This is a genomic window from Nitratireductor sp. ZSWI3 (assembly GCF_024655565.1).
Lineage (GTDB): Bacteria > Pseudomonadota > Alphaproteobacteria > Rhizobiales > Rhizobiaceae > Nitratireductor.
In genome coordinates this window covers 1-18,361 of the sequence record NZ_JANKOF010000098.1, presented here as the reverse complement: position 1 = coordinate 18,361, position 18,361 = coordinate 1, and the positions used below count along the sequence as shown (strand labels likewise).

The window sequence follows — 18,361 nt, the reverse complement described above, 5'->3', positions numbered from 1 at the left end:
GGCATCGCCGCGCCGCTGATGGTGGTGCGCGGCGACGGGGCGCTGGTCTCCGCCGCCTTTGCGCGCGCCCGCCCCATCGAGACGATCCTGTCGGGGCCGGCGGCGAGCCTCGTCGGCGCGCGGCACCTGACCGGAATGGACGATGCCCTGGTTTCCGACATCGGTGGGACGACGACCGATGTCGCCGTGCTGCAGGACGGCTATCCGCGCATCGACCCGGAGGGCGCCAATGTCGGCGGGCATCGCACCATGGTGGAGGCGGTCGCCATGCGCACCTTCGGCCTCGGCGGCGATTCGGAGGTGGCGCTGGAGGAGGGCGTGCTGCATCCGCGCATCCTGCTCGGGCCGCGCCGTCTCGTCCCCCTGTCGCTGGCCGCGCATCTCCACGGCGAGCCCGTGCTCGAGGCGCTCGGCAAGCAGTTCGGCAGGTCCCTCGCCAATCGTCACGACGGGCGGTTCGCTTGCCTGAGCGGTGTGCCGGAGCATCATGCGGCGGGGCTCTCGGCCGGCGAGCGCGCGCTCTACGAGCGGCTCGGGCAGCAGCCGCAGCCGCTCGAGAGCCTGCTGGCGAGCAACGCGCAGCTCGCCACGCTGCGGCGCCTGGTCTCGCGCGGTTTGGCGCTTCTGGCGGGCTTCACGCCCTCCGACGCGGCCCATGTGCTGGGCCGCCAGACCGGTTGGAACGCTGAAGCCGCCCGCCTCGGTGCAGCGTTGTTCGCACGCCGGCGCGACGGCAACGGGGAACCGCTGGCCGCGTCCGCCGAGGAGATCAGCGCCCGTGTCCTGGCGCGGCTGACGCGCCGCTCGGCCGAGGCGCTGCTCGAAACGGCGCTCAGCGAGGATGGGCTCGATGGCGCGGCGCTCGCGGTTCATCCCCTGGTTTGCCGCGCCCTCGATGGCGACGGCCGCCTGGCGCGCCTGAGCATCGGGCTCGACCGTCCGGTGATCGGCCTCGGCGCCTCGGCGCGGCTCCATTATGCGGGGTTCGACGCGCTGCTCGGGCAGGCTTGCGTGCTGCCTGACCACGCGGACGTGGCCAATGCCATCGGCGCGGTGGTGGGCCAGGTGCGCGTGCGCGGCGAAGCGCATATCGGCCAGCCGAACGAGGGCCTGTACCGGGTCAGCGTCGCGGAGACGACGCGCGACTTCATTGACGAGGAGGAGGCGCTGTCCTTTGCCGAGGGCGTGCTGCGCGGCGAGATCGGCGCCAGAGCGGCCGAGGCGGGGGCGGATGGCGCGGAACTCCGGATCCGGCGCGACGTGCGGGCCGTCGAGGTGGACGGGCAGCGCAGTTTCGTGGAGGCGTTCGTGATCGCGGAGGCCTCCGGCCGCCCCCGCGTGGCGCTGCATCGCGATCGCTTCCGGAAGTTGGAGCGGGATGCGGGCGGAAAACCGCTTCACGCTTTTCCTCATCCGGTTCTAGGCCAACAGACGAATTGACCCGATGCGCCGGGCGTGGTGAAAGCATTCCACCAATTTGACATGCGGGAAGAGGAGTGTCGTCCAAATGACAAATCGCGTCGAGCTTCACGGATTGGGTATTGCGGAAGAGCTGCGCGATTTCGCCGTCAACGAGGCTCTGCCGGGAACCGGCATCGATGCCGACCGCTTCTTCGCGGCCCTGGCCGGGATCGTCCATGACATGGCGCCGAAGAACCGCGCGCTGCTGAAGAAGCGCGACGAGATGCAGGAGAAGATCGACGCCTGGTATCGTGAGAACGGCGCGCCGGTCGATCAGGACGCCTATCAGGCCTTCCTGCGCGAGATCGGCTACCTCCTCCCCGAGGGCGGGGAGTTTCGCGTGACCACCGGGGACGTCGATCCCGAGATATCGACGGTCGCCGGTCCGCAGCTCGTCGTCCCGGTGATGAATGCGCGCTACGCGCTGAACGCAGCCAACGCGCGCTGGGGCTCGCTCTACGACGCGCTCTACGGCACCGATGCGATCTCCGAGGATGATGGCGCGGAAAAGGGCAAGGGCTACAACCCGAAGCGCGGCGAGAAGGTGATCGCCTGGGCGCGTGCCTTCCTCGATGAGAGCGCGCCGCTGGACGGCGCTTCGTGGAGCGAGGCAACGGGCCTCTCCGTTGCCGATGGCGGGCTGACCGTCGCGATCGCCGATGGCAGGGCGCATCTTGCCGACGGCACGCAATTCGCAGGCTACCGGGGCGATCCTTCCGCACCGTCCGCGATCCTGCTCGTCACCAACGGGCTCCACGCGGAGATCGTCGTCGACCGCGATCATCCGATCGGCGGGACGGACAAGGCCGGCATCGCCGATGTGGTGCTGGAATCGGCCCTGACCACCATCCAGGACTGCGAGGATTCCGTCGCCGCGGTCGATGCCGAGGACAAGGTCGCCGTCTACCGCAACTGGCTCGGCCTGATGAAGGGCGATCTCGCCGAGGAGGTCACCAAGAGCGGCAAGACCTTTACCCGCCGGCTCAACCCCGACCGCGTCTACACCGCTGCAAAGGGTGGCGAGCTGGTGTTACCGGGCCGTTCGCTGATGCTGGTGCGCAATGTCGGCCATCTGATGACCAACCCGGCCATTCTCGACGCCGACGGCCACGAGGTGCCGGAAGGCATCATGGACGCGATGTTCACCGCGCTGATCGCGCTGCACGATGTCGGGCCGAACGGTCGGCGCGCCAACAGCCGCGCAGGCTCCATGTATGTGGTGAAGCCGAAGATGCACGGACCGGAAGAGGTGGCCTTTGCCGTCGAGCTCTTCTCGCGCGTCGAAGAGGCGCTCGGCATGGCGCCCAACACCATGAAGATGGGCATCATGGACGAGGAGCGGCGCACCACGATCAATCTCAAGGAGTGCATCCGCGCCGCCAGGGAGCGCGTGGTCTTCATCAACACCGGCTTCCTCGACCGCACGGGCGACGAGATCCACACCTCCATGGAAGCGGGCCCCATGATCCGCAAGGGCGACATGAAGCAGGCCGCCTGGATTTCCGCCTATGAGAACTGGAACGTCGACATCGGCCTCGAATGCGGCCTGTCCGGCCATGCGCAGATCGGCAAGGGCATGTGGGCCATGCCCGACATGATGGCCGCCATGCTGGAGCAGAAGATCGGCCATCCGAAGGCCGGCGCCAACACCGCCTGGGTGCCTTCGCCGACCGCCGCCACGCTGCACGCCACCCACTATCACAAGGTGGATGTGCATGCCGTGCAGGCGGCCCTCAAGAGCCGCCCGCGCGCGCAGCTTGCGGACATCCTCTCGGTGCCGGTGGCCGTGCGGCCCAACTGGACGCCGGAGGAGATCCAGAAGGAACTGGACAACAACGCGCAGGGCATTCTGGGCTATGTGGTGCGCTGGATCGACCAGGGCGTCGGCTGCTCCAAGGTGCCGGACATCAACGATGTCGGCCTGATGGAGGACCGCGCGACGCTGCGCATCTCCTCGCAGCACATCGCCAACTGGCTCCATCATGGCGTCGTCACCGAAGCGCAGGTGATGGAGACGATGAGGCGCATGGCGGCGGTGGTCGACCGGCAGAATGCCGGCGATCCGCTCTATCGTCCGATGGCGCCGGATTTCGGTGAGTCCATCGCCTTCCAGGCGGCTTGCGATCTGGTGCTGAAGGGCCGCCAGCAGCCCAACGGTTACACCGAGCCGGTCCTGCATGCGCGCCGGCTCGAGCTGAAGGCACGGGACAGGGCCAATGCCGCGACCGCAACGGCTTGAAAAAGGAAGTGCGCAATCGCCGGCCCCCGCGTTTGCGGGTCGATAGGTCATGAGACTTCTCGCCATCGACACTGCGGCCGGTCTCTGCGCGGCCTGTGTTTTCGACAGCGAAGCGCAAGCTGAGCTGGGCCGCACCGTGCTCGAGCTCGGCAAGGGGCATGCGGAGCATGTGATGGCGGTGATCGACGGAGCGCTCGGCGAAGCGGGCCTCGGCTATGACGCGCTGGAGGCGATCGCCGTCTCGGTCGGCCCCGGCTCTTTCACCGGCGTGCGGGTCGGCGTTGCCGCCGCCCGCGGGCTGGCATTGGCGCTCGGCATCCCGGCCATCGGCGTCAGCACGCTGGAGGGCCTGGCCGCCGAGGCGCGCGCGGCCTTTCCCGGCACGCCGGTCCTGGTGGTGCTCGGCCAGCGCCCGGAGCATCTGTTTGCCGCCGCGTATGACGCCGGCGGCGGCGTGCTGCTCGAGCCGGTGAGCCTTCCGGTGGCGGCCTTGGCAGAGTGGGCGGCGAAGGAGCGGCCTTTGCTCTGCGGCAGTGCCGCGCGACTGGTCGCCGAGGCGGCCGGCGAGGATCTGAAGACGGGGCCTGCTGCGGCGACCGCCGACATCGCCACCTATGCCGGATTGGCCGCGGCGAAGGGCCCAGGCCCGGAAAAGCCGAAACCCCTTTACCTGCGCGCGCCGGAAGCGGCCCCGCAGCGGAATTTCGCGCTGCCGCGCAAGGGGGACTGATGGCGCTTTTCTCCAGACGCCCGGACTATGCGGTGCGCCCGCTCGAGATTGCCGACAGCCTGGCTCTGGCGGATCTGCACGCCGAGGATTTCGCACGTCCCTGGAGCGACGCGGAGTTCGAGGCGCTGCTCTCGCAGTCCACGGTGTTCGGCTTTGCCACGCTGTCGCCCGGCAGGCGGCCCGGCACGCCCGTCGGGTTCGTGCTGGCGCGCCAGGCGGCGGATGAGGGGGAGATCCTCACCATCGCGGTTGCCCGCAATCAGCGCCGGCTGGGCCTGGGGCGTCAGTTGATGGACGCGGTGCTGCGCCGCCTGCATGCCGATCGGGCGGCCGCCCTGTTCCTGGAAGTGGAGGAGAACAACGTTCCCGCCATCGCCCTTTACCGCCGCCTGGGGTTCCGGCAGGTCGGCGGGCGCCCGGACTATTACCGCGACGCCGCTGGTCAGCGCAGCGGAGCGCTTGTCATGCGGCGCGACCTTCGATAGAGGGCGTCCTCTCACGGCGCGCCGGTTGTCCCGCAGGCTGCAGGGAACCGGCCGACCGGAAAGGCCAGGCCAGCCAATGTTCAACACCTTTCGTCTTGCCGCCGCGATCCTGATCGTCGCTCTCTACACGCTGCCGCTGCTGGTGGTGCAGGAGGTCGCGCTGCGCACCCGCGTGATGAGCGACCGGCGCATTCCCCGGCTCTGGCATCAGCTGACGCTGCGCGTTCTGGGCGTGCGTGTGCGCGTCAAGGGCACGGCGGTCCGCGAGCGGCCCTTGATGATCGCCGCCAACCATGTCTCCTGGCTGGACATCCTTGTCCTTGGCTCTCTCGACGGCGTGCATTTCATCGCCAAGGCCGAGATGCGGCACTGGCCGGTGCTCGGCACCTTCGCGCGCCAGCAGCGCTCCGTCTTTGTCGAGCGGGACCGCCGTCGCGCCTCGCCCGAGCAGGCGCGCGAGATCGCCGAGCGACTGGCGGACGGCGACCCCATGGTGCTGTTCGCCGAAGGGACGACGGGTGACGGCAACCGCCTCCTGCCCTTCAACAGCACGCTCTTCAGCGCGGCGCAGTTGGCGCTCGCCGGCAACAGGGCGGGCTGCGTCACCGTTCAACCGGCCGCGATCGCCTACACCCACAAGGGCGGGTTGAGGCTCGGTCGGCGCGAGCGGGCCGAGATCGCCTGGATCGGCGACATGGATCTGGTGCCGCATCTGAGGACCGTGCTTGCGGCGCGCCCCGTCGACGTGGTGGTGCAATATGGCGAGCCGATCCCGTTTCCCGCCAAGGGCGACCGCAAGGCCGTGGCGCGGGCGGCCGAGGCGCAGGTGCGCGCGATGCTCGTGGCGACGCTGCGCGACGACAAATCCTGATCACCATTTCGCTCAGACAAAGAATCGTCTGTTTTTTGACACGCAAAAACGTTAGGAAACCGGCATGGAAGAAAACGTTACGCCGGAACTTGGCGCCGAACAGATGCTCGAAGCAGCGCACGCAGCGCGGCCGGAGGGCAAGAAGGTTTTCGTGAAAACCTACGGCTGCCAGATGAATGTCTACGATTCGCAGCGCATGTCCGATGCGCTGGCCGCTGACGGCTATGCGCCGACCGACCGGATCGAGGAGGCCGATCTCGTCCTGCTCAACACCTGTCACATTCGCGAGAAGGCCGCCGAAAAAGTCTATTCCGAGCTTGGCCGCATCCGCCAGCTCAAGGAAGAGCGGGGCCGCGACGGGCGCGAGACGGTCGTCGGCGTCGCCGGCTGCGTCGCCCAGGCCGAAGGGCGCGAGATCCTGCGCCGCGCCCCGGCCGTGGATCTCGTCATCGGCCCGCAGACCTACCACCGCCTGCCGGCGGTGGTGAGACGGGCGCTCGGCGGCGAGAAGATCGTCGAGACCGACTACGCCATCGAAGACAAGTTCGAGCATCTGCCGGCGCCGCAGAAGAAGGCCGTGCGCAGCCGCGGCGTCACCGCCTTCCTCACGGTGCAGGAAGGGTGCGACAAGTTCTGCACCTTCTGCGTGGTGCCCTATACGCGCGGCGCGGAAGTCTCGCGCCCCGTGGCGCAGATCGTCGCCGAAGCCGAGCGCCTCGCCGCCGCCGGCGTTCGGGAAGTGACGCTGCTCGGCCAGAACGTCAACGCCTGGCATGGCGAGGGTGCGGATGGCCGCGAATGGGGGCTTGGCGAGCTTCTGTTCCGGCTCGCCGAAATTCCGGGCCTCGGCCGCCTGCGCTACACGACGAGCCATCCGCGCGACATGGACGACGCGCTGATCGCCGCCCATCGCGATCTCGACAAGCTGATGCCCTATCTGCACCTGCCGGTACAGGCGGGCTCCGACCGCATCCTGAAGGCGATGAACCGCAAGCACACGGGCGACGACTACCGCCGCCTGATCGATCGCATCCGCAAGGCCCGGCCCGATATCGCCATGTCCGGCGATTTCATCGTCGGCTTTCCCGGCGAGACGGATGCAGATTTCGAGGAGACCATGCGGCTCGTTCGCGACGTCACCTATGCGCAGGCCTTCTCGTTCAAATATTCGCCGCGTCCGGGCACGCCCGGTGCCGATCTCGACGACCAGGTGCCCGAAGGCGTGAAGGACGAGCGCCTGCAGGCGTTGCAGGCGCTTCTCACCGAACAGCAGCGCGCCTTCGCTGCAGCCCTCGTCGGCAGGACGATGGACGTGCTGCTCGAGAAGCCGGGCCGCCAGGCCGGCCAGCGGGTCGGCCGCTCGCCTTGGCTGCAGCCGGTGATTGTTGATGAAAAAGCCGGCGAAATCGGTGACATTGTCAGTGTTCGAATCAAGGAAGCGGGAACCAACAGCCTGTTTTCCGAACCGGTGTCGTGAAGGAGAGGCGCTTGACCGCCAGCACTGAGTTGAAGAACCTGCCCTCCGGGGCTTCGGACATGGCACACATCGTGCTCACCTTCGATAACAACAAGCTGGCCAGTGCCCTTTACGGGCCTTTCGACGAAAACCTCGCGCGGATCGAGCAGAAGCTCGGCGTCGACATCCGCTCCAAGGGCAACCAGCTTTCCGTGCGAGGCGACAGCGCGGCCGCGGCGCAGGCGCGCCGCGCGCTCGACTATCTCTACGAGATGGTCCAGAGCGGCGCCGAGATCGCGGCGTCCGACGTCGACGGTGCGGTGCGGCTCGCCATCGCCGCCGACGATCAGCTCGTCCTGCCGACGATGGAGGGCAAGGGGAGAATCGCCGCGGCGCAGATCTCCACCCGCAAGCGGACGGTCCACGCCCGCTCCGCCAACCAGGACGCCTATATGCGGGCGCTAGAGCGCTCCGAGCTCGTCTTCGGCATCGGCCCGGCAGGCACCGGCAAGACCTTCCTGGCGGTCGCCTATGCGGCAATGCTGCTGGAACGCGGCGCGGTCGACCGCATCATCCTGTCGCGTCCGGCCGTGGAAGCGGGCGAGCGCCTGGGCTTTCTGCCGGGCGACATGCGCGAGAAGGTCGATCCTTATCTGCGCCCGCTCTACGACGCGCTCTACGACATGATGCCCGCCGACAAGGTGGAACGGGCGCTCACCGCCGACGTCATCGAGATCGCCCCGCTCGCCTTCATGCGCGGCCGCACGCTGGCCAACTCCGTCGTCATCCTGGATGAAGCGCAGAACACGACGCCGATGCAGATGAAGATGTTCCTGACGCGTCTCGGCGAGAATGCGCGCATGATCGTCACCGGCGATCCCAGCCAGATCGACCTGCCGCCGAACACCAGATCGGGCCTGGTCGAGGCGCTGGAGGTGCTGGCCGACGTTCCCGGCATCGTCACCGTCCGCTTCGACGAGAAGGACGTGGTGCGCCATCCGCTGGTGGCGGCGATCGTCAAGGCCTACGACCGCAAGGCGCAGGGCTGATCCGCGGAAACCATGAGCCACACCCGCACAGAAGGCGGCGCACCGCCGCAAGCGGTCTTTGATCTGGCGATCGAGGCGGGTGGCTGGCCGGACGAGCAGGTGCTCGGCGCCCTTGCGGAGAAGGCGCTTCAGGCCGCGCTGGTCGAAAGCGGGACGGACCCGGACGGGATCGGCCCCGTCAGCCTGCTCTTCACCGACGACGCCGAAATACGGGTGCTCAACAGGCAGTGGCGCGGCAAGGACAAGCCGACCAACGTGCTGTCATTTCCGGCCGCCCCGCCACCGGTCGCGAGCCCGGACCTGCCGCCGCTCGGCGACATCATCATCGCCCACGACACCGTGCGGCGCGAGGCGGAGGCGGAGGCGAAAAGCTTCGAAGATCATCTGACGCATCTCATCGTTCACGGATTCCTGCATCTTTTGGGGTATGATCATGAAAACGACGAGGAAGCCGAGGAGATGGAAGCGCTGGAGCGCAAGATTCTCGCCAGCCTTGCGATTGGCGATCCGTATGCCTAACTGAAGGGTGCAATTGACCATAGGGCCATGACAGAAAACACGATGATCGCTGCCGGGGAGCCTAGCGGCGAAGCACATTCTCCCGAGGAGGGAGACGAGGGATCGAGTAGATCCAGACATCGCGCGGGCAACGGGCGCCAGTCCCTCCGGGAGAGGTTGATGGCGGCGCTGGGTTTGCGCAACGGATCGTCGCTGCGCGACGATCTTGCCGATGCACTTTCGCAACACGCTCACGACGCTGCCGCTTTCTCGCCGGGCGAGCGGGCCATGCTCAACAACATCCTGCGGCTGCGCGAGCTGCGCGTCGAGGACGTGATGGTGCCGCGCGCCGACATCGAGGCGGTGGAACTGTCGACGACGCTCGGCGATCTCCTCAACGCCTTCGAGAAATCCGGCCACTCGCGCATGCCGGTCTATGGCGAGACGCTCGACGATCCGCGCGGCATGGTGCACATCCGCGACGTGGTGGGGCATCTGATCACCGCTGCCCGGCCGAAGCGCGCGCGTGGCAGCCGCAAGACGGCCGAGGCTCAGGCCATCGACCTCAGCAAGGTGGATCTGGCCTGCACCATCGGCGAGCTCAACCTGATGCGCCCGCTGCTCTTCGTTCCGCCGTCCATGCTGGCATCGGATCTGATGGCGCGGATGCAGGCGTCGCGCACCCAGATGGCGCTGGTCATCGACGAATATGGCGGGACGGACGGTCTCGTCTCGCTCGAGGACATCGTCGAGATGGTGGTCGGCGACATCGAGGACGAGCACGACGACGATGCCGCCCCGATGATCGAGCAGACGGGCGACGGCATCTTCGTGGTTGACGGCAAGGCCGAGATCGAGGACGTGGCCGCCGTGATCGGCGAGGCGTTCCACGCCGAGGAGCACACCGAGGATGTCGACACGATCGGTGGCGTGATCTTCAACACGCTGGGCAGGGTTCCGGCGCGCGGCGAGGTCGTCCAGGCCATACCAGGCTTCGAGTTCCAGGTGCTCGACGCCGACCCGCGCCGCGTCAAGCGGGTGCGCATCGTCCACACGCGTGCCGCCGAACGCCGTCGGCGCGTCGTCTCCAAGCCGTCCGAGGAGCAGTAGCGCATCGGCCCGAAAATCGGTATCGATTTTCGGAAAGCATGATGCGCAGAGACAAGAACTTACAGCGTCCTTTGTGCGTCCGAATGGACGCACGACGCTGCAGGGCGACGCCTTTCCGGGCCGGCGGAGCGATCGTGGGTTTTATCGCGTCGCATTGTGCTGATACTGACTCCTGGCTGATTCGTGCTGGGCGGACGTGTGGATGGAAGACCTTGCCGGACGGGTGATCTTGCTGAGTGGGTGGCGGCGGGCCCTGCTCGGGTTTTCGGCCGGGATCGGCGCGGCGCTCGCCCAGCCGCCCTTTGATTTCTTCGCCGCCTGCTTCGTCGCCTTTCCCGTTCTCGTCTGGCTGCTCGACGGCGCGGACGGCGAAGGGCGCGGCTTCCTCGCCCGTCACTGGCCGGCCTTCGCGACCGGCTGGTGGTTCGGCTTCGGATATTTCCTCTTCGGTCTCTGGTGGATCGGCAACGCTTTGCTGGTCGACGCGGAAAACTTTGCTTGGGCTTTGCCTTTCGCAGCGATTGGTCTTCCGGCGTTTCTGGCGATCTTCTACGGGTTTGCTTCCTTTTTGGCGCGCCTGTTTTGGTCGGACGGAGTGTTGCGGCTGCTGGCCCTGGCCTTCGGCTTCGGCCTGGCCGAATGGCTTAGGGCGAATATCCTGACCGGATTTCCGTGGAATGCGATAGGCTATTCGGCCATGCCGACTGTACTCTCGATGCAGTCGGCTAATATTTTTGGCTTAGACGGGATGAACACCCTGGCCGTGCTGGTGTTTTCGACGCCTGCGCTGATCGGCACGCGGCGGGGGCTCGCGGTGGGCACCGGCATCGCCGCGGTGTGCATAGGGTTGCATCTCGGCTATGGCTACCTTCGTCTTTCGCAAATTCCGGAAGTCGGCAAAACAATGTCCGTGCGCATCGTCCAGCCGTCCATCCTGCAGGATGAGAAGTGGGACGTCGCCGAGCAGAACCGCATCTTCAGGCTATTGGTCGATCTTTCGTCGGCGCCCGTTTCCCAAGGGGAGACGCCGCCCGACCTCATCGTCTGGCCGGAAACGGCGGTGCCCTTCTTCTTCTCCGATCGGCCCGACGCGCTGGCCGAACTGGGCAGATTGCTTGCCGATGGGCAAATGCTGCTGGCCGGTGCGGTGCGCGTGGAGGGGGGCGAAGCCGGCACCGAACGCTACTACAACTCGGTGATCGCGGTCGGACCGGATGGCGCGATCGTGGACGCGGTGGACAAGGTGCACCTCGTGCCTTTCGGCGAATATGTGCCTTTCGCAGAGGCGCTGGGCCGGCTCGGGCTCGGCCGGATCGTCCAATCGGTCGGACCGTTCAGCAAGGGCGCGTCGCGCCACGCCATTTCCCTCGCAAATGGTGTCCGGGTGTTACCATTTGTTTGCTATGAAATTATTTTTCCGGGGATTGTCGACGGCGCATCCGAGCGGGCCGATCTGTTGCTGAACCTGACCAACGACGCGTGGTTCGGTCTGACGCCGGGGCCTTATCAGCACTTCCGCCAGGCGCAGGTGAGAGCGGTCGAAACGGGGCTTCCGCTGGTGCGCGCCGCCAATAACGGCATATCGGCAGTGGTTGATTCCTATGGGCGGGTCATCGATGCCTTCGATCTCGACGCTGTCGGGGCCCTCGACGTGAAGGTGCCCCTTGGGCGGGCCGACAAATTTTCTTTCGCCGGGGCGGGAACCAACGGACCCTTTGTTGCGTTGAGTTTCGGGCTGGTGGCCCTAATCGGGAGGATCGCTCCGCGTCGGAGACTGAATTGACACAGCGCCGTCGGGGTACGCATAGTGTGTAAGCCGACTACTCTGGAGGCTCCATATGTCAAGCTTGGGGCTCAGGCGAAGCTTCTGGTGGGTCGGTCAATGGCAACCCCGTGCCGGATGGCGAGGGAATATATGAACAAGAATAAGAAGAAACCGAATCCGATCGATATCCACGTTGGCGGTCGGATCAGACTACGCAGAAACATGCTGGGCATGAGCCAGGAAAAACTGGGCGAAAGCCTGGGAATCACCTTTCAGCAGATCCAGAAGTACGAGAAGGGCACCAACCGCGTCGGCGCCAGCCGGCTGCAGGCGATCGCTTCGGTCCTCAGTGCCCCCGTTTCGTTCTTCTTCGAGGGCGCGCCGGGAGAAGACACAGAGTCGGCGCCGGGCATGGCCGAAGAAGGCGCCGCCTATGTCGTCGATTTCCTGAACAGCAGCGAAGGCATTCAACTCAACCGGGCCTTCGTGAAGGTCGGCGATCCAAAGGTTCGCCGCAGGATCATCGATCTGGTCAAGGCGCTGGCTGCCGAAAGTCAGGACTGAGATTTCCCACCTGTCAGCACTCCGATTGCGGTGCTGGGCAAAGCCAGGACGCGGGGCGGGCGGTTGCGCGCCCCACGTTTTGGGCCGTTCGCGGACGATGTGCGCTTGACCTCCCCCACCGAGCTTGGCTAACAGGGAGCGCCTGTTGCCGATACTGGTCGGCTTCTTCTCAGAGGGGACACCCGTGGCGCGAAAGACCTACCTCTTTACAAGTGAATCCGTTTCCGAAGGCCACCCGGACAAGGTGTGCGACCGCATTTCCGACGAGATCGTCGATCTGGTCTATCGGGAAGCCAAGAAATCCGGCATGGACCCGTGGAAAGTGCGCGTCGCCTGCGAGACGCTGGCCACCACCAATCGTGTCGTGATCGCCGGCGAAGTCCGTGTTCCCGATTCCCTGCTGAAGCACGACAAGGAAGGCAACGTGGTCACCGACGCCAGGGGCCATGTGGTGGTCAATCCGTCGCGGTTCCGGTCGGCGGCCCGCCGCGCGATCCGCTCGATCGGCTATGAACAGGACGGCTTCCATTGGAAGACGGCAAAGATCGACGTTCTCCTGCACGCCCAGTCGCCGGACATCGGCCAGGGCGTCGACAACGCCGCCGACCGGCAGGGAGAGGAAGGCGCGGGCGACCAGGGCATCATGTTCGGCTACGCCTGCCGCGAGACGCCGGACCTGATGCCGGCTCCGATCTATTACGCGCACAAGATCCTGCAGTTGCTTGCCGATGCGCGCAAGGAAGGCAAGGGCGAGGTCGCCCGGCTCGGACCGGACGCCAAGGCGCAGGTCACGGTCCGCTATGTCGACGGCAGGCCGACCGAAGTGACGGAGATCGTCCTGTCCACCCAGCATCTCGATGAAAGCTGGGACAGCAGGAAGGTGCGTGAGGTCGTCGAGCCCTACATCATGGAAGCGCTGTCGTCCGGCGGCATTTCAGTTGCGGCGAACTGCAACTGGTATATCAACCCGACCGGCAAGTTCGTCATCGGCGGTCCCGACGGCGATGCGGGCCTGACGGGCCGCAAGATCATCGTCGACACCTATGGCGGGGCGGCGCCGCATGGCGGCGGCGCCTTTTCCGGCAAGGACACCACGAAGGTCGATCGCTCGGCCGCCTATGCGGCGCGCTATCTCGCCAAGAATGTCGTGGCGGCCAATCTCGCCGACCGCTGCACCATCCAACTCTCCTATGCCATCGGCGTGGCGCAGCCGCTGTCGGTCTATGTCGACCTGCACGGCACCGGCCGCCTTTCGGAGGAAGAGGTCGAGGACGCCATCCGCCAGGTGATGGATCTGTCGCCGAGCGGCATCCGCCGCCATCTCGACCTGAACCGCCCGATCTATGCCAAGACGGCGGCCTATGGCCATTTCGGCCGCAAGGCCGGTCGCGACGGCTCCTTCTCCTGGGAGCGGACCGATCTGATCAAGGCGCTGAAGCTGGCCGTTGCGAAAGCGGCGTGATCGGCCCCGGTCGGCGGACGCGGATTGAAGAAAAAGGGCGGGATCTGATCCCGTCCGGTGCTTATACTGGAACGGACAGGGCGGCATCATGCCGGCAGATGGCATGGCAGCCCCCGCACGCTGGGAAATCGAGATGACGGAAGAGCGGCGTAAGCGGGCGACGGAAGCCTTCTTCGGTCGCCGTCACGGCAAGACGCTGCGCCCCAGGCAGGGAGCCGCGCTGCAGTCGTTTCTCGACGAGGCCCTGATCGATCTTTCGCAGCCTGCCCCGCAGATTCTGCCGACGCTTTTTCGCGCCGAGGTCACCGCCGTGCACCTGGAGATCGGCTTCGGCGGCGGAGAGCACCTGATGAACGAGGTGCGCCGCCATCCGGAGATCGGCTTCATCGGCGTCGAGCCGTTCGTCAACGGCATGGCCAAGCTCGCGGCGGCGGTGGAAGAGAGTGGAGTGGTGCCGGGAAACCTGCGTGTCTACAACGATGACGCGACCGCATTGCTCGACTGGCTGCCGCCGGCTTCCCTCGCAGGAATCGATCTGCTCTACCCCGACCCCTGGCCGAAGAAGCGTCACTGGAAGCGGCGCTTCGTGAGCCGCGTCAATCTCGACCGCTTTGCGCGCGCCCTGAGGCCCGGCGGACTGTTCCGCTTCGCCTCCGACATAGACACCTATGTCAACTGGACGCTGCTGCATTGCCGCGCCCATCCGGCCTTCGAATGGCTGGCCGCCAGCGCGGCAGACTGGCAGACGCCCTATCCGGGCTGGCCCGGAACCCGCTATGAGGCAAAGGCGATGCGCGAAGGCCGCAAGCCCGCCTACCTGACCTTCCGCCGCGGGCAGGGCGCATGAAGCCTCAGTACCGGCGCGTCTGGTAGAACTGCTCCGGATCGATGCCGAGCCGGCGGAGGTCGGTGTCCTTGGCGCGGCGACGGTCGCGCACCGCGGCGGAAACGGCCACGGCGCTTTCGATGACGCCGAAGAATTCTCCGATACCCGAGATGAACTTGCGTGCAGACATGGTCTCGTTCCTGTGATTGTGCGTTGCAGCATAAATAATGTGTCGGGGGCGACATAAGAAGTGTGGAATCGACAGGGCTGCCATGCATTTGTGCGCTGCAAAACGACCGCCATGGCGCCCGCCCGCCGCCCTGCCTCTTGAAATGAGCGCCTCCCTCGGCTATATCCCATGCAAATTCTTGGTCGCTATGACGGAGAGTGGGTCCCGCCGGTCCCGCTCTTTTTTGTTAAAAGGCGGCCGCTCGGAGGTTTGATGACGGCAGTTTCAGGCGGCAGGATCGGCGACGACCGGCTCATCCGCGAGAGCGGAATCGAGGCGCGCGTGGCCGCGATCGTCGCTCCGGTGCTCGGTGCGATCGGCTACCGCCTCGTTCGCGTGCGCATGACCGCGCAGGACGGCGCGACGCTGCAGGTCATGGCCGAGCGCCCGGATGGAACGATGACGGTCGAGGACTGCGAGGAAGTCAGCCGCGCCCTGTCGCCGGCGCTCGACGTCGAGGACCCCATCGACACGGCCTATCAGCTCGAGGTCTCCTCGCCCGGCATCGATCGGCCGCTGGTCCGCAAGTCGGATTTCGTCGCTGCCGCCGGGCATCTCGTGAAGATCGAGACCGCGGTGCTTCTGGAAGGGCGCAAGCGGTTTCGCGGCTTCGTCGTCGAATGCGACGACGAGACGGTGACCATCGAGCCGGAAACGGCCGAGACCAAGGAGGACGAGGACGTCCTCTATGGCATTCCCTTCGAGGCGATCGCCGAGGCGCGGCTTGTCCTGACGGACGAGCTGGTCCGCGATGCCCTGAAGAAGGACAAGGAGGAACGCCGGCAGCGCAAGCGCGACCGCCGTCCTTCCGCGAGCGAAAGGGCCGCCGCGCGGTCCCAAAAGGAAAATGGAACGGAACCGGCCCGGGACGAAGCCCCCGGAAACCATGCCGAAGGAGAGTGAAATGGCAGTCAGTGCGAACAGGCTCGAGCTTCTGCAGATCGCTGACGCGGTGGCCCGCGAGAAGTCCATCGACAAGCAGATCGTCCTTGCCGCCATGGCGGACGCCATCCAGAAGGCGGCGCGCTCGCGCTACGGCCAGGAGACCAACATCCGCGCCGACATCAATCCGCAGACCGGCGAGATGAAGCTGCAGCGCCTGATGGAGGTCGTGGAAGCCGTCGAGGAGCCGGCCCGCGAGATCGACGTCAAGGCGGCGCGCACCCGCAATCCGGATGCGCAGGTGGGCGATTTCATCGCCGAGCAGCTTCCGCCTATGGACTTCGGCCGCATCGCCGCCCAGTCGGCCAAGCAGGTGATCGTGCAGAAGGTGCGCGAGGCCGAGCGCGACCGCCAGTACGAGGAATACAAGGACCGCATCGGCGAGATCGTCAACGGCACCGTCAAGCGCGTCGAATACGGCAATGTGATCGTCGATCTCGGCCGTGGCGAGGCCATCATCCGCCGCGACGAGCTGATCCCGCGCGAGATCTTCAAATATGGCGACCGCGTGCGCGCCTATGTCTATGACGTGCGGCGCGAGCAGCGCGGCCCGCAGATCTTCCTGTCGCGCACTCATCCGCAATTCATGGCCAAGCTGTTCGCCATGGAAGTGCCGGAGATCTATGACGGCATCATCGAGATCCGCTCGGTGGCCCGCGACCCGGGTTCGCGCGCCAAGATCGCCGTCATCAGCCACGATTCTTCGATCGACCCGGTCGGCGCCTGCGTCGGCATGCGCGGCAGCCGCGTCCAGGCGGTGGTCGGCGAGCTGCAGGGCGAGAAGATCGACATCATCCCGTGGAACGAGAACGCGGCCTCCTTCATCGTCAACGCGCTGCAGCCGGCCGAGGTCGCCAAGGTGGTGCTCGACGAGGACGCCGAGCGCATCGAGGTGGTGGTGCCGGACGACCAGCTTTCGCTGGCCATCGGCCGCCGCGGCCAGAACGTGCGCCTGGCCTCGCAGCTTACCGGCTGGGACATCGACATCCTGACCGAGGAAGAGGAATCGCAGCGCCGCCAGAAGGAATTCACCGAGCGCTCGACCCTGTTCATGGACGCCCTCAATGTCGACGAGATGGTCGGCCAGGTGCTCGCCTCCGAAGGCTTTACTAGCGTCGAGGAAGTGGCCTATGTGGATGCGGATGAAATCGCCTCCATCGACGGCTTCGACGAGGAGACGGCCGGCGAGATCCAGGCCCGTGCGCGCGAGTATCTGGAGCGCATCGAGGCCGAGCACGACGCCAGGCGCGTCGAGCTTGGCGTTGCGGACGAGCTGCGCGATATCCCCGGCATGACGACCGCCATGATGGTGGCTGTGGGCGAGGATGGCGTGAAGACCATCGAGGATTTTGCCGGTTACGCGGTCGACGATCTGGTCGGCTGGAAGGAGCGCAAGGACGGCGAGACGAAGTTCGAGCCGGGCGTCTTCTCCAATTTCGACGTGTCGCGCGCCGAGGCCGAGCAGATGGTGGTGGCCGCCCGCCTGAAGATGGGCTGGATCACGGAAGAGGATCTGGCTGCCGAGGCGGAAGCCGAGGACGGTGAGGAAGCCGCCGAGGGCGTGGACGCAGCGGAAGGCGCGGACGCCTGATATGGGCGTGACCGGGAGATATCGTGGACGAGATGAACGACCGCACATGCATCGTCACGCGCACGGCGCAGCCGGCGGAGAACCTGATCAGGTTCGTCGCCGGACCGGACGGCATGGTCGTTCCGGATCTGAAGCGCAATCTCCCCGGGCGCGGCTGCTGGGTCACCGCTGATCGGGCCCATGTCGACAAGGCTGCGGCGAAGAACCTCTTCGCCCGCTCGCTGAAGGCCGGCGTCAAGCCGCCCGAGAATCTGGGCGGTCTGGTCGACGAATTGCTCTCGAAGGCAGCGCTCGGTGCGCTTGGGCTTGCGCGCAAGGCCGGTGCCGTGGCATTGGGTGCAGCCAAGGTCGAGGCTGCGGTCCGCAGCGGCAAGGCATCTGCCGTTCTGCACGCGCTGGAAGCCTCTGAAGATGGCGTACGCAAGATAACCGCGGCCCGTCGCGCAGTCGTTCATATGGGTGGACCGGATGTGCCGGCATACAAACTCTTCTCCGAACAGGAATTGAGTTTGGCATTGGGGGCCACAAATGTGATACATGCTGCCGTGCTTGGGCGGGACGCGGGCAAGGCGGCGCTGAAACGCGTGATGGCGCTCGAGACGTTTCGAGGCGATTTCGCGGAAAAACCGGAAGCGGTTGCGCTAGGCACCGCAGAGGATGTGGAATGACGGATACGAAAACCGGTGACGACAAGACGCTGAGCGTCAACCCGAAGAAGACGCTAACGCTGAAGCGGCCCTCCGTCGAGCAGGGCACCGTGCGCCAGAATTTTTCGCATGGGCGCTCGAAGTCTGTCGTTGTCGAGACGAAGAAACGCAAATTCTCGCGGCCCGACGAGCCGGCCGCCGCGCCGACGCCGGCGCCGGCCGCTGCCAAGCCGCGGACGGTGACGCCGCAGCCGCAGCAGCCGATCCGCGAACGGCCCCGGCCGAGCCACAATGCGAGCGACCGCTCGGGCGTGGTGCTGAACGAATTGTCCAAGGAAGAGCTCGACGCGCGCCGCCGCGCCCTGCAGGACTCCAAGGTCCGCGAGGCCGAGGAGCGCCAGCGTGCCGTCGAGGAAGCCAAGCGTCGCGCCGAGGA

General features: G+C 66.3%; 18 protein-coding genes. 17 read left to right on the top strand and 1 reads right to left on the bottom strand.

Annotation, left to right across the window (positions count from 1 at the left end):
- From NUU27_RS21400 to NUU27_RS21340, 13 genes are all read left to right on the top strand, one after another.
- On the top strand, window positions 1-1,440 hold a 1,440-nt coding region (locus tag NUU27_RS21400), incomplete at its 5' end, for a hydantoinase/oxoprolinase family protein (RefSeq protein ID WP_257764305.1).
- 67 nt (window positions 1,441-1,507) lie between these two features.
- Window positions 1,508-3,700: a malate synthase G gene (locus tag NUU27_RS21395; protein ID WP_257764304.1), complete on the top strand. Its 2,193-nt coding sequence runs from the start codon at window positions 1,508-1,510 to the stop codon at window positions 3,698-3,700.
- Between the two features lie 49 nt (window positions 3,701-3,749).
- A complete protein-coding gene (gene tsaB / locus NUU27_RS21390) occupies window positions 3,750-4,430 on the top strand; it encodes a tRNA (adenosine(37)-N6)-threonylcarbamoyltransferase complex dimerization subunit type 1 TsaB (protein ID WP_257764303.1) in 681 nt (226 codons plus the stop codon).
- A complete protein-coding gene (gene rimI, locus NUU27_RS21385) occupies window positions 4,430-4,915 on the top strand; it encodes a ribosomal protein S18-alanine N-acetyltransferase (RefSeq protein WP_257764301.1) in 486 nt (161 codons plus the stop codon). The genes tsaB and rimI overlap by 1 nt, the downstream gene beginning before the upstream one ends.
- Window positions 4,916-4,991: 76 nt before the next feature.
- A complete protein-coding gene (locus NUU27_RS21380; protein ID WP_257764299.1) occupies window positions 4,992-5,786 on the top strand; it encodes a 1-acyl-sn-glycerol-3-phosphate acyltransferase in 795 nt (264 codons plus the stop codon).
- Window positions 5,787-5,889: 103 nt separating this feature from the next.
- On the top strand, window positions 5,890-7,263 hold the full coding sequence (miaB, locus tag NUU27_RS21375; RefSeq protein WP_257764312.1) for a tRNA (N6-isopentenyl adenosine(37)-C2)-methylthiotransferase MiaB: 1,374 nt from the start codon (window positions 5,890-5,892) through the stop codon (window positions 7,261-7,263).
- Window positions 7,264-7,322: 59 nt separating this feature from the next.
- On the top strand, window positions 7,323-8,291 hold the full coding sequence (locus NUU27_RS21370; protein WP_257764311.1) for a PhoH family protein: 969 nt from the start codon (window positions 7,323-7,325) through the stop codon (window positions 8,289-8,291).
- Between the two features lie 12 nt (window positions 8,292-8,303).
- Window positions 8,304-8,810: an rRNA maturation RNase YbeY gene (ybeY, locus tag NUU27_RS21365; protein ID WP_257764297.1), complete on the top strand. Its 507-nt coding sequence runs from the start codon at window positions 8,304-8,306 to the stop codon at window positions 8,808-8,810.
- Window positions 8,811-8,837: 27 nt separating this feature from the next.
- On the top strand, window positions 8,838-9,899 hold the full coding sequence (locus tag NUU27_RS21360) for a hemolysin family protein (protein WP_257764295.1): 1,062 nt from the start codon (window positions 8,838-8,840) through the stop codon (window positions 9,897-9,899).
- Between the two features lie 202 nt (window positions 9,900-10,101).
- Window positions 10,102-11,682, top strand: coding sequence for an apolipoprotein N-acyltransferase (gene lnt / locus NUU27_RS21355; protein ID WP_257764293.1), 1,581 nt, complete (start codon window positions 10,102-10,104; stop codon window positions 11,680-11,682).
- Between the two features lie 132 nt (window positions 11,683-11,814).
- Complete coding sequence (locus NUU27_RS21350; protein ID WP_257764291.1) at window positions 11,815-12,228, top strand: helix-turn-helix domain-containing protein; 414 nt, start codon at window positions 11,815-11,817, stop codon at window positions 12,226-12,228.
- 145 nt (window positions 12,229-12,373) lie between these two features.
- On the top strand, window positions 12,374-13,690 hold the full coding sequence (metK, locus tag NUU27_RS21345; protein ID WP_374567829.1) for a methionine adenosyltransferase: 1,317 nt from the start codon (window positions 12,374-12,376) through the stop codon (window positions 13,688-13,690).
- A 133-nt stretch (window positions 13,691-13,823) separates the two neighbouring features.
- Complete coding sequence (locus NUU27_RS21340; RefSeq protein ID WP_257764308.1) at window positions 13,824-14,537, top strand: tRNA (guanosine(46)-N(7))-methyltransferase TrmB; 714 nt, start codon at window positions 13,824-13,826, stop codon at window positions 14,535-14,537.
- 4 nt (window positions 14,538-14,541) lie between these two features.
- Here NUU27_RS21340 and NUU27_RS21335 read toward each other — a convergent pair whose 3' ends face one another.
- On the bottom strand, window positions 14,542-14,706 hold the full coding sequence (locus NUU27_RS21335) for a hypothetical protein (RefSeq protein ID WP_257764289.1): 165 nt from the start codon (window positions 14,704-14,706) through the stop codon (window positions 14,542-14,544).
- Between the two features lie 252 nt (window positions 14,707-14,958).
- Between NUU27_RS21335 and rimP the strand changes: the two genes are divergently transcribed.
- The 4 genes from rimP to NUU27_RS21315 form a co-directional block, all read left to right on the top strand.
- Entirely contained in the window at window positions 14,959-15,648 is a 690-nt protein-coding gene (gene rimP, locus NUU27_RS21330; protein WP_257764287.1) for a ribosome maturation factor RimP, read from the top strand.
- 1 nt (window position 15,649) lies between these two features.
- Entirely contained in the window at window positions 15,650-17,278 is a 1,629-nt protein-coding gene (nusA, locus tag NUU27_RS21325) for a transcription termination factor NusA (protein WP_257764285.1), read from the top strand.
- 32 nt (window positions 17,279-17,310) lie between these two features.
- Window positions 17,311-17,946 carry an RNA-binding protein gene (locus NUU27_RS21320; RefSeq protein ID WP_257764306.1) on the top strand — a complete coding sequence of 212 codons (636 nt, stop codon included), beginning with the start codon at window positions 17,311-17,313 and terminating at the stop codon, window positions 17,944-17,946.
- Window positions 17,943-18,361 (top strand): IF-2-associated domain-containing protein (locus tag NUU27_RS21315; RefSeq protein WP_257764283.1); only part of this gene is annotated, 419 nt, incomplete at its 3' end. The genes NUU27_RS21320 and NUU27_RS21315, both read left to right, overlap by 4 nt.